Source organism: Hoeflea sp. (assembly GCF_984452065.1).
Map to the genome: position 1 here is coordinate 20,745 of NZ_CFHWAF010000043.1, position 11,534 is coordinate 32,278.

The following is an 11,534-nucleotide window of genomic DNA, read 5'->3' on the forward strand; positions in this document are numbered from 1 at the left end:
GAAAGACAAATGGCTTCCGTGAATGTCGATATCGTGTCGGATGTCATGTGTCCGTGGTGCTACGTGGGCAAGAAACGGCTTGAGGCAGCCCTGAAGGAATTGCCGCAGGACGTCGATGTCGACGTGCGCTGGCGGCCCTATCAGCTTGACCCGACCCTGCCAAAGGAAGGCAAGGATCGAAAACAGTATCTTTCCGAAAAGTTCGGCGGATCGGAGCGGGCCAGGCAGATCTACGATGCAATCCTCGATGCCGGCCGGCAAGAGGACATTCCGTTTGATTTCGATGCGATTGCCGTTTCCCCCAACACCCTCGATGCACACCGTATCATCCGTTGGGCAGCGTCCGAAGCACCCGGAGTGCAGGATCGGCTGGTCGACATCCTGTTTCGCGCCTTTTTCATCGAGGGCAGGAATATCGGTGACAATACCGTCCTTCTCGATGCGGCGAAGGAAGCGGGTATGGACCGTGCGATTACCGAAAGCCTGCTCTCGGGCACGGCCGACTGTCTCGAAGTCGAACAGGAGATCGAGGTTGCGCGCAAGATGGGCGTGACGGGCGTGCCCTGCTTCATCATCGACAACAAATATGCCGTCATGGGGGCTCAGTCGTCGGACGTTCTCTCGAACGCGATCAGCGAAGTCGCCCGCCAGAAGGAAACGGCGCTTGAGAGCGAGGATCGGAGCACCGCTAACCGGCCTCCGCAATCTCAGCGAGCTGGGTCATGATGACCGCCGCGCCGTTGAGCCGGTTTTGCGCCGTCGGCAAGTCGCGCGCAAAGACCACGCTTTGATCCGGACGAATTTTCGCCAGCGGACCCAACTTGCCGAGATGGGCGACGAGGCCCGCCGGATTGGGGAATTCGGCGTTGCGGAACTGCACGACGACCCCCTTCGGCCCGGCATCGAGCTTTTCGACATTGGCGCGGCGGCAAAGGGACTTCATGAAGACGATTTTCAACAGGTGCTGCACTTCGTCCGGCAGCGGCCCGAAACGGTCGATCAATTCGGCGCCGAAGCCGTCGATTTCGTCAGGCGTGTTTAGGTCGCCGAGCCGCCGGTAAAGGCCGAGCCGTAAATGCAGGTCCGGCACATAAGCGTCAGGAATCATGACCGACGTGCCGACCGTGATCTGAGGCGACCAGCCCGTATCGACGCGCTCCTCCTCGCCCTTCAGCTCGGCCACCGCCTCTTCAAGCATATGCTGATAAAGCTCGAACCCGACCTCCCTGATATGGCCGGACTGCTCTTCGCCGAGCAGGTTGCCGGCGCCGCGAATGTCGAGATCGTGGCTGGCGAGTTGAAAGCCGGCGCCAAGGGTGTCGAGCGACTGCAGCACTTTGAGCCGGCGCTCGGCCGTTGCCGTCAGAACGCGGTTGACGGGCAAGGTGAAGAGCGAGAATGCGCGCACCTTGGAGCGCCCGACCCGGCCGCGAAGCTGATACAGCTGGGCGAGGCCGAACATATCGGCGCGATGCACGATCAGGGTATTCGCGGTCGGAACGTCGAGGCCGGACTCAACGATCGTCGTTGACAGAAGCACGTCATACTGGCCGTCATAAAAGGCGTTCATGATGTCATCGAGCTCGCCGGCCGGCATTTGCCCGTGTGCCACTGCCATTTTCAGTTCCGGCACGTCCGATTCAAGAAAGGCGTGAACCTCGCCGAGGTCGGAAATGCGCGGACAGACATAAAAACTCTGTCCTCCGCGGTAGTGCTCGCGAAGCAGCGTCTCGCGGATGACCAGTGGGTCGAAGGGCGAGATGAACGTGCGGACGGCCATCCGGTCCACGGGCGGCGTGGTGATCAGCGAGAGTTCCCGAACGCCTGTCATGGCAAGCTGAAGCGTTCGCGGGATGGGTGTCGCCGACAGCGTCAGCACGTGGACGTCGGATTTGAGCTCCTTGAGCCTTTCCTTGTGCTTGACGCCGAAATGCTGCTCCTCATCGACGATGAGGAGACCGAGATTGGCAAAACGGATCGACTTGCCGAGCAATGCGTGTGTGCCGATGACAATATCGGCCTTGCCGTCGGAGAGCGCCTGTTTTGTCTGTGAGAGCTCCCTGGCGCCGACAAGCCTGGACGCCTGCCTTACATTGACCGGGAAGCCGCGCAAACGATCGCTGAACGTCTTGAAATGTTGTCTGGCCAGCAGCGTCGTCGGTACGACGACCGCGACCTGCACGCCATTCATCGCCGCAATGAAGGCGGCCCGCAGCGCAACTTCCGTCTTGCCGAAGCCGACATCGCCGCAAACGAGGCGATCCATGGGGATGCCGCCGGCAAGGTCGTCAAGCACCGCGTCGATCGTCACGGCCTGGTCCTCGGTCTCGTCATAGGGGAAGCGGGCGGCAAACTCGTCGTAAAGCCCATCGGGCATGTTCAGCTTCGGGGCGTGGCGCATCTGCCGTTCCGCCGCGATGCGGATCAGCGCGTCCGCCATTTCCAGCAGCTTCTTCTTCAGCTTCGCCTTGCGGGACTGCCAGGCGACGCCGCCAAGCTTGTCGAGAACCGCGTCCGAGGCGTCGGAACCGTAGCGTGACAGGAGCTCGATGTTCTCCACCGGAAGGAACAGCTTGGCCTGCTCGGCATAGCGCAGTTCCAGGCAGGCATGCGGGGCGCCGGCAGCCTCGATGGTGCGAAGTCCCGTGAACTTGCCGATGCCGTGCTCGACATGGACGACGATGTCGCCCTCCTCCAGCCCGGAAACTTCGGAGATGTAGTCGGCGCCCTTCTTGCGGCGGCGGCCGCGCCGGACAAGGCGGTCGCCGAGGATGTCCTGCTCGCCGATGAAGACAAGGCCGCCCATTTCGAAGCCGCTCTCCAGATTGAGGATGGCCGCGCCGGTCTCTCCGGGCTTCAGAGCCTTGACATCCGACAGCGCCTTGAGCGTGCGCACGCGTTCCAGCCCGTGTTCGGCCAGCACCTGCAGCAGCCGGTCGAGCGAACCCTCCGTCCAGGCGGTGACAAGGACCTTGGCGCCCTCACCCCGTTTCCTGCCTATGTGCCTGACGACATCGTCAAACAGATTGACGCGCTCGCCCGCTCCGTCCCGGTTCTCCACGCTGGCCGCCCATCGGGGGCCGGCATGGGCGCCGATATTGATGACGCGCCGCGCACCGCCTTCCTGCTCCATGAAAGGTGAGAGAGTTATCGTATTGCAATCATTGAATATTCGCGAGATCGCATCGGGCTCCAGATAGAGCTGACCGACCGGCACCGCGTTGTAGGGCGTCGCGCCGGCGGAGGATGCCGCTTCGGCGAAATTCGTACGCGCCTCAAAGTGATCGACGATCTGGGTATAGCGCTCCGCCGCCGCCTCCAGGACGTGCCTGTCGGTATAGATCGTGAATTCCGGCAGATAGTCGAAGACCGTTTCCAGCGTTTCATAAAAGAGCGGGAGCCAGTGCTCCATGCCGGCAAAACGGCGCCCCTCGCTGATCGCCTGATAGAGCGCGTCATCACGGGTCGCCGCGCCAAACAGCGACAGATAGTTGCGGCGAAACCGGCTGATCGTGTGCTCGTCCAGCGTCACTTCGCTCATCGGATGCAGCACGAATTCGCGTGCCTGCTTTGTGGTGCGCTGCGTCGCCGGATCGAAGCCGCGAATGCTCTCAAGCGTATCGCCAAAGAAGTCGAGCCTGACCGGCTCTTCGTCGCCCGGCAGAAAGACGTCCAGGATGCCGCCGCGTATCGCATATTCGCCGACCTCGCGAACGGTGGGCACACGTTCGAACCCGTCGCTTGCCAGCCGGGAGGCAAGATCATCCATCCTGAGCTGGTTGCCCGCCCGGGCCTGAAAGGCCAGCTTGTCCAGCACGCCACGCTCCGGGACCTTCTGCATCAGCGCGTTGACGGAACCCAGAACGATGGCGGCATGGGGGTTGCGGCGATGCGCCGACAGCGCACTCAACGTCGAAAGGCGCTGGGCTGCGGCGTCGGCGCTCGGCGATACGCGGTCATAGGGAAGGCAGTCCCAGCCGGGAAGCTGCAAGACCGGTATATCAGGCGCGACAAAGTCGAGGTTTTGCGCAAGATCCGCCATGCGTTGGCCGTCGGAAAGCACGTAGGCGACCGGCTTGCCCCGGCGTGCCGCCTCCGCCAGGATCAGAGCCTCGGAGCCCGAGAGGACATTGGCAACGACCGTGGGAGCGGAGACATCGAAAATACCGCTCGCCGACAATTCAGTCAGCATCTTGACGTGTCCCGCTTGTAGCCCCGTATACGGCGGAACAAACCGGTGTCGAACCGCTCGGGTGTCGGTGCCTCGCCGGTTACCCACTGAACGAGATGGCGGTCGTCAATCTCCAGAAGCGCCTCGTAGACATCCAGTTCCTCCGGGCTCATCGTGGCGATATTCTCATCTGCAAACTGACCGAGGATCAGATCCATTTCGCGAATACCGCGGTGCCAGGAGCGAAACAGAATGCGCCTGCGCCGCGGGTCCAGATCTGCGCTCGTACGGGTTGTGCCGGTCATGATCGGAATTGATTCCAGATGAAGATGCGTCTCTATAGCGAAGGCCGGTTGAAAAGTCAGCCTTGCCGTCACGGTTGGCGGCATCACATGATAGGTATGTGTCCTTAAGGTGGATCGACGGTTTCATGAAACAAAATCTGGGTGACAATCCGAACACCGACACTGCTTTTTTGCGGTTGCTTTTGAGAGGGTGAACATACGTGGCCATGCGTCCCAATCTGCTGGATCCCCTTTTTGTCCCGGTCACCTCGTTTTCCGGTATCGGCGAGAAGACCGCGGCGCTGATCGCACGGGCCATCGGGCGAGATCCTGCCGACGACACACGCGCCGTCGATCTCATTGTGCTGCCACCTTCCCGGCTGATCGACCGGCGCAACCAGCCCGGTGTCGCCTTTGCGCCGGAACACGCCATCGTCACGCTGAAGCTGGTCGTCGATCGCCACCAGCCTGCGCCGAGCGGCAAGCGCAATGTTCCATACCGGGTCCTCGCACATGACGATACGGGCGATATTGCCCTGACCTTCTTTCACGCCCGGCAGAACTGGCTGGAACGCGCCCTTCCCGTAGGTGAAACCGTGCTGGTCAGCGGCAAGGTCGACTGGTTCAACGGCAAAGCGTCCATGGTGCATCCCGACCGCATGGCTCTTGAGAAGGATGCCGCCGCTTTTCCGCTCGTCGAGCCGGTCTATCCGCTGACGGCGGGTCTGTCGCCGAAACACCTGCGGCGCGCGATCGAAAGCGCGCTTGAAACCCTTCCCGTTCTGCCCGAATGGCAGGATCCGGCCTTCCTGCGCAAGAACGGCTTTACCGATTTCGATACCGCTGTGCGCGCGCTCCACGCACCGCGCGATGAGCACGACATGGAGGCAAACGCTCCGGCTCGCAGGCGGCTGGCCTATGACGAATTGCTGGCGGGTCAGTTGTCACTTGCGCTCGTGCGGCTGCGTATCCGCAAACTTCAGGGGCGGCCGGTGCGCGGTGACGGAGCAATCCGGAAAAACATCCTTCAGGCACTGCCGTTCGAACTCACGGCCAGCCAGAAAGCATCCATATCCGACATCACCACAGACATGCAGAGCCCGGACCGCATGCTGCGCCTGCTTCAGGGCGATGTGGGGTCGGGGAAAACGGCGGTTGCGCTGTTTGCAATGGCGGCCTGCGCCGAAGTCGGCGGGCAATCCGTGCTGATGGCGCCGACCGAAATACTGGCGCAGCAGCACTATGCGACAATCGAACCGCTTGCCCGCAAAGCCGGGCTGCATGTCGATCTCCTCACCGGGCGAACCAAGGGCAAGCAGCGCCGGGAGATACTCGAGCGCATCCAAAATGGCGACGCGAAGCTGATTGTCGGCACCCATGCGCTGTTTCAGGAAAGCGTCGCCTATGACGACCTCCTCCTGGCTGTGGTTGACGAACAACACCGCTTCGGCGTGCATCAACGGCTTCGTCTGACCGCAAAGGGAACCGCGCCGCACATGCTGGTGATGACGGCGACGCCGATACCGCGCACGCTTGTTCTTTCAGCGTTCGGGGATATGGATGTTTCCAGACTGACGGAAAAGCCCGCCGGCCGCCGGCCGATCAAAACCGTGACGATCGATGACGAGCGTATCGGGGATGTTGTCGCGCGGTTGCGCAGTGCCGTCTCGGACGGCCGCAAGGCATACTGGATCTGCCCGCTTGTCGAGGATTCGGAGGTCTCCGACCTGATGTCCGCGGAGCAGCGCCACGGTTCACTCGCCAGGGAGTTCGGCGATCTCGTCGGCGTCGTTCACGGGCGCATGAACAGCGATGAAAAAGACCGGGCCATGGACGATTTCAAATCGGGCAAGACCCGGGTGCTGGTGGCGACGACGGTCGTTGAGGTCGGCGTCGACGTACCCGATGCGTCGATCATGGTCATCGAACATGCCGAGCGGTTCGGACTGGCGCAGTTGCACCAGCTACGGGGCCGTGTCGGCCGCGGCTCGGAGGCTTCGAGCTGTATCCTTCTTTACAAATCGCCCCTGAGTGAAACCGCGCGGTCGCGATTGGCGATCATGCGGGAAAGCGAAGACGGCTTCCGCATCGCCGAGGAGGACCTGAAATTGCGCGGGGAAGGAGAACTGCTCGGCACGCGGCAGTCCGGTGTGCCGGGTTTCCAACTCGTTGATCTCGAGGCGCATCGCGATTTGCTGGAAACGGCTCGCGACGATGCGCGCTACGTCCTCGAAACGGATGCCGACCTTTCGTCCAAAAGAGGTCGCGCCCTGCGCTTGCTGCTCTATATCTGGCGGCGTGACGAAGCGATCAGGCTGCTGCGGGCCGGATAGGAGATTTTGACAATGCCGGCTTTTCAATCGGAGGACGTTCAGGCGATTTTCTCCGCCTACCCCGAAACGGTACGCGAAAGCATGCTTTGCCTGCGTGAACTGGTTTTCGAGGCCGCTCGGGACACGGACGGTGTCGGGAAAATCGAAGAGACGCTTAAATGGGGCGAGCCGAGCTATCTGACCAGCCAACCGAAAAGCGGATCGACCATCAGGATCGGCTGGCATAGCGACAAGCCGGACTATTGTTCGGTCTTTTTCCATTGTCAGACGGACCTGATCGCCACCTGCCGCGAGCTCTACGACCAGCATTTCGGGTTTGAGGGCAACCGGCGCCTGTCCTACCGTGCCGACAGCCCTCCGCCGGACGAGGTGCTGAAGCATTGTCTCGCGCTGGCGCTGACCTACCACTTGAGAAAGCGCAAGACCCAAAAGATGGCACAGGCCGGCGGATGAGCGAGCGCGCCGCTTGCGGCGTGTCGGAACCGATTGTAGAAGCGGACACCAAAGCTCAGAACGGCGGACGTTTCGTGACACCACAGTTCAAGGTGGCCTTTGTTGGCCTTGCCCGTGATTGCGCCCATGCACTTCCCCCGATCCTGGGGGCCATAGAGGATTTTGCCTCGGATCTCGCGGATTGGGGCTATGTTTTCTTCGAAAACAATTCCGTCGACAGGACGGTCCGGCTGCTGGAAAAATTCGATGCGAAACACGGTCGCGGTCTGGTCCGGTCCTATGGTGACCTCCAGTCGCAGATCCGCTCCCGTACCGAAAGGCTGGCGCTCTTGCGCAACCGCTGTATCGACGAGATTCTTGCGTCCGAGCGGATGCGAGATTTCGATTTCGCGGTGGTGATCGACCTCGACGCGGTGAACGAGACGATCGACAAAAATCGGCTGTTGGAACTCATGCAGATGGATGATCCCGACTGGGCCGCCGTTTTCGCCAACCAGAGCGAGCGCTACTACGATATCTGGGCCTTGAGGCATCCGACCTGGTCGCCGGACGATTGCTGGAAGCGTGTCCGGGAACGTCCGGCCGACATGACAAAAGAAGAAGCGGTGGCCGAGTTCGTTCAGAAACGGCGCGAGAAGATCGATCCCGACCGGGGCTTTATCGAGGTCGAAAGCGCCTTTGGCGGGCTCGGTCTCTATCGGCTGAGCGCGCTGGACGGGTGCCGTTATGTCGGCCTTGCGGCGGACGGCACGGAGACCTGTGAGCATGTCGCTTTTCACAACGACATACGGAAAAACGGCGGCAGGCTTTACGTCGACGCAAAGCTTCTCAACGGAAGAGGCAGCCATCGTCACAATTCGGGTATGAGCCTGAAAACGCAGCTCCTGCGTAAGATCAACAAGAAGCTTGGGCGATAGTTCCCGGCTTTACTGGGCTGCCGACCGGCTTTCTTCCGCTGCCTGTTTTTCAAGCGCTTCCCTGGCCAGTTCCTCGGTCTTCGCGTGGTATTCCGGTGCGACCAGACCAGCGGAGATGACCATTTTGGCGGCTTCTTCAACGGTCATATCGAGGATGATGACATCCTTTCTCGGCACAAACAGCAGGAAGCCGGATGTCGGGTTCGGCGTTGTCGGCAGAAAAACCGAAACCGTCTCCTGCCCTTCATTGTGGAGCCTGTGATCCACTTCGCCCTTGGTTGCCGTGGCCAGAAAGACCATCGACCATATGCCGCGGCGCGGATACTCGATCAGACCGGCTTTGTTGAAGGAGTTGCTCTGCTCCGCCAGCACCGTCTGAAAGATCTGCTTGAGACCCTTGTATATGCCGCGTATCAGCGGCATGCGGTTGAGGACCGACTCGCCATAAGCAACGATTGTCCGGCCGATCAGGTTGGCTGTCAGAAAACCGACAAGCGTGATGAAGATCAGCGCGATGAGCAGGCCGAAACCGGGGATGGAAAACGGCAGATAATTATCCGGATTGTAGACCGCCGGCAGATACGGCTTTACCCAGCCGTCGACCCAGTTGATGAACGACCATGTCAGATATGCGGTGATGGCAAGCGGCGCGCAGATGATGAGGCCGGTCAGGAAATAGTTCCGTATCCGTGTCGATGCTGATAGGCGCGTTTGGTTTTCTGACATTCACCGGGCCGCGATGGAGGCTGTAATACCCAGTCAATATAGGGGGATCGGCAGGCGGCAACAAGCGTTGCCAACCGGCCGGCGCTATTCGACCGTGACAGACTTCGCCAGGTTCCGCGGCTGGTCGACATCCGTTCCCATGAAGACGGCGGTGTAATAGGCGATGAGCTGGATGGGCAGGCTGAATATCAGCGGCATCAGCAATTCGTCGACATCCGGCAGGGCGATTGTCACCATCCTGTCAAGATCCGATGCCGCCGCGCCTTTCTGATCGGTCACGAATATGATGCGCCCGCCGCGTGCGGCCACCTCCTGCATGTTGGATATGGTTTTCTCGAAATGCCGGTCGGACGGTGCAATGACGATGACCGGCATGTTTTCATCGATCAGCGCGATCGGACCGTGTTTGAGTTCGCCCGCCGCATAACCTTCCGCGTGAATATAGGATATCTCCTTCAGCTTCAGCGCGCCTTCCATGGCAAGGGTGTAGTTGGTGCCTCGCCCGAAATAAAGGACATCACGATAACGGGCGAGTTCGCGCGACAGCGCCTCGAGTTGCGGCTCGATCAGGTTGAGCACGGACGACGCTATGCGGGGAACCTCCGACAAGGCCCTGACCATGCTCGTCTCTTCATCGGCAATGAGCGTGCCGCGGGCACGTCCCGCCGCAATTGTCAGAGCCGCGAATGTCGCGAGCTGGCATGTGAAGGCCTTGGTGGACGCCACACCGATTTCGGGGCCCGCAAGCGTCGGAAACACGACGTCGGCCTCCCGCGCGATCGTCGACTCGTTGACATTGACAATCGCACCGATTTTGAGGCCATGCTCCTTGCAGTAGCGCAGCGATGCCAGCGTGTCGGCGGTCTCGCCGGACTGGGACACGAACAGGGCCGCCTGATTGCCGGGCAGCGGCATCTCGCGATAGCGGAACTCCGAGGCAACGTCGATCTCCACCGGCAGGCGGGCATAGCGCTCCAGCCAGTATTTGCCGATCTGACCGGCATAATAGGCTGTCCCGCAGGCGGCGATCTTGAGCGCCTCGACCGAAGAGAAATCGATCTCGCTGTCGATGTTGCGGACCTTGCCGGCGGTAAAATCGAGATAGTGGGCAAGCGTATGGGAGATGACCTCCGGCTGCTCATAGATCTCCTTCTCCATGAAGTGCCGGTGATTGCCCTTGTCCACCTGTGCATAGACGCTGGACGCCTTGATGCGCGCGCGCTGAACCGTTTGCCCGTCGGCATCATGGATTTCGACGCCATCGCGGCTGACCACCGCCCAGTCCCCGTCTTCGAGATAGGTGATGTCATCGGTAAAGGGCGACAGCGCAATCGCGTCGGACCCCAGATACATTTCCCCATCGCCAAAACCGACCGCGAGCGGCGGGCCGTTGCGCGCGCCGATGATCCTGCCGTCGGCATCTTCAAACATGACCGCGATCGCATAGGCGCCCCTGATCAGCTTCAGGGTCGCGGACATGGCCTCCTCGGGCGTTTTTCCGTTTCGGATGAGACTTGCGAGAAGCTGGGCGATCACCTCGGTGTCGGTGTCGGTCGAAAACACTGCCCCGCGTGCCGTCAGCTGGTCGCGGATCTCCGAGAAATTCTCGATAATGCCGTTGTGGACGACGGCGACGCCATCGCAAAAATGCGGGTGGGCATTGTTCCGGGTCGGTGCGCCGTGGGTAGCCCAGCGGGTGTGGCCTATTCCGACACGCCCATCCATGGGATGATGGGACAGTTCCGTTTCCAGGTTCTGAAGCTTGCCCTCGGCGCGTCGCCGATCGAGCTTGCCGCCGTTCAGGGTGGCAACGCCGGCCGAATCATATCCGCGGTATTCAAGCCTCTTCAGCGCATCCACGAGCAGTGGCGCAACCGGCTTCCTGCCAATGATTCCAACGATGCCACACATAAAAATCCCCTCAGATCAAAGTCTTGATAGCCAATTGCCGGAATCGTGCAAATGGTGGCCATGTCACATTCAATTACACGGTAAAATCTGCGTTTACACCGCTAAAAAGCACAAAAACGTCTAGGTTTTTTCTTTTTGGCGCCGTTCCTTGTCGGCTTTCAGCCGTTCACGCAGTTTCTTTGCAAGCCCCGGTTTGTTGGCCTGGTGCGCGCGGCCGAAGGCCAGTTCATCATCCGCGACATTGCGCGTTATAACACTGCCCGAGGCAATATAGGCACCCGCTCCGACACTGACAGGCGCGACAAGCGCGCTGTTGGAGCCGATAAAGGCACCCTCGCCTATCGTCGTGTGGTGTTTGTTGAAGCCGTCATAATTGCAGGTGATCGTTCCGGCGCCGATATTGGATGCTGCGCCGATGTCCGCGTCGCCGATATAGGTCAGGTGATTGACCTTCGCGCCGGGGCCGATCTGCGCATTTTTCACCTCGCAGAAATTGCCGACCTTGGCGCCTTCCTCGAGGTTTGCGCCGGGCCGCAGCCTGGCAAAGGGGCCGACGGAGCATCCGCTCGCGATGGCCGATCCTTCCAGATGGCTGAACGACCTGATCACGGCGCCGCTTGCGATCGTGACTCCCGGTCCGATGACCACGTTCGGCTCGATCGTCACGTCCGCTTCGATCAGCGTGTCATGGCTGAGGAACACCGTTTCCGGCGCCACCATGGACACGCCGGCCATCATC

The 11,534-nt window shown here is 60.8% G+C and carries 9 protein-coding genes; 4 read left to right on the top strand and 5 right to left on the bottom strand.

The window, feature by feature from the left end; translation table 11 throughout:
- Positions 1 to 9: 9 nt before the first annotated feature.
- Positions 10 to 726, top strand: a complete 717-nt coding sequence (locus AC5E6N_RS10510; RefSeq protein WP_491747769.1) for a DsbA family oxidoreductase — start codon at positions 10 to 12, stop codon at positions 724 to 726.
- On the opposite strand, the gene mfd is transcribed toward AC5E6N_RS10510, so the two are convergent.
- On the bottom strand, positions 689 to 4,192 hold the full coding sequence (mfd, locus tag AC5E6N_RS10515; RefSeq protein WP_491747770.1) for a transcription-repair coupling factor: 3,504 nt from the start codon (positions 4,190 to 4,192) through the stop codon (positions 689 to 691). The two genes, AC5E6N_RS10510 and mfd, sit on opposite strands and share 38 nt — an antisense overlap.
- A complete protein-coding gene (locus tag AC5E6N_RS10520) occupies positions 4,186 to 4,476 on the bottom strand; it encodes an FAD assembly factor SdhE (RefSeq protein ID WP_491747771.1) in 291 nt (96 codons plus the stop codon). The genes mfd and AC5E6N_RS10520 overlap by 7 nt, the downstream gene beginning before the upstream one ends.
- Before the next feature lie 206 nt (positions 4,477 to 4,682).
- Between AC5E6N_RS10520 and recG the strand changes: the two genes are divergently transcribed.
- From recG to AC5E6N_RS10535, 3 genes are read left to right on the top strand one after another with little or no spacing between them, the layout of a single operon-like run.
- Positions 4,683 to 6,788 carry an ATP-dependent DNA helicase RecG gene (recG, locus tag AC5E6N_RS10525; protein WP_491747779.1) on the top strand — a complete coding sequence of 702 codons (2,106 nt, stop codon included), beginning with the start codon at positions 4,683 to 4,685 and terminating at the stop codon, positions 6,786 to 6,788.
- A gap of 12 nt (positions 6,789 to 6,800) precedes the next feature.
- Entirely contained in the window at positions 6,801 to 7,241 is a 441-nt protein-coding gene (locus tag AC5E6N_RS10530; RefSeq protein WP_491747772.1) for a DUF1801 domain-containing protein, read from the top strand.
- Complete coding sequence (locus AC5E6N_RS10535; RefSeq protein WP_491747773.1) at positions 7,238 to 8,158, top strand: hypothetical protein; 921 nt, start codon at positions 7,238 to 7,240, stop codon at positions 8,156 to 8,158. The genes AC5E6N_RS10530 and AC5E6N_RS10535 overlap by 4 nt, the downstream gene beginning before the upstream one ends.
- 9 nt (positions 8,159 to 8,167) lie before the next feature.
- On the opposite strand, the gene AC5E6N_RS10540 is transcribed toward AC5E6N_RS10535, so the two are convergent.
- The 3 genes from AC5E6N_RS10540 to AC5E6N_RS10550 form a co-directional block, all read right to left on the bottom strand.
- On the bottom strand, positions 8,168 to 8,884 hold the full coding sequence (locus AC5E6N_RS10540; protein ID WP_491747774.1) for a DUF502 domain-containing protein: 717 nt from the start codon (positions 8,882 to 8,884) through the stop codon (positions 8,168 to 8,170).
- A gap of 84 nt (positions 8,885 to 8,968) precedes the next feature.
- Positions 8,969 to 10,795 (bottom strand): glutamine--fructose-6-phosphate transaminase (isomerizing), encoded by a 1,827-nt coding sequence (gene glmS / locus AC5E6N_RS10545; protein WP_491747775.1) that lies wholly within the window; start codon positions 10,793 to 10,795, stop codon positions 8,969 to 8,971.
- Between the two features lie 120 nt (positions 10,796 to 10,915).
- A partial coding sequence (locus tag AC5E6N_RS10550) for a DapH/DapD/GlmU-related protein (protein WP_491747776.1) occupies positions 10,916 to 11,534 on the bottom strand: 619 nt, incomplete at its 5' end.

Excerpts from the sequence above, each read along its gene's own strand:
- AC5E6N_RS10540 (WP_491747774.1), bottom strand. The coding sequence starts at position 8,884 with ATGTCAGAAAACCAAACGCGCCTATCAGCATCGACACGGATACGGAAC.
- glmS (WP_491747775.1), bottom strand. The coding sequence starts at position 10,795 with ATGTGTGGCATCGTTGGAATCATTGGCAGGAAGCCGGTTGCGCCACTG.
- AC5E6N_RS10530 (WP_491747772.1), top strand. The coding sequence starts at position 6,801 with ATGCCGGCTTTTCAATCGGAGGACGTTCAGGCGATTTTCTCCGCCTAC.
- recG (WP_491747779.1), top strand. The coding sequence starts at position 4,683 with ATGCGTCCCAATCTGCTGGATCCCCTTTTTGTCCCGGTCACCTCGTTT.
- AC5E6N_RS10520 (WP_491747771.1), bottom strand. The coding sequence starts at position 4,476 with ATGACCGGCACAACCCGTACGAGCGCAGATCTGGACCCGCGGCGCAGG.
- mfd (WP_491747770.1), bottom strand. The coding sequence starts at position 4,192 with ATGCTGACTGAATTGTCGGCGAGCGGTATTTTCGATGTCTCCGCTCCC.
- AC5E6N_RS10510 (WP_491747769.1), top strand. The coding sequence starts at position 10 with ATGGCTTCCGTGAATGTCGATATCGTGTCGGATGTCATGTGTCCGTGG.
- AC5E6N_RS10535 (WP_491747773.1), top strand. The coding sequence starts at position 7,238 with ATGAGCGAGCGCGCCGCTTGCGGCGTGTCGGAACCGATTGTAGAAGCG.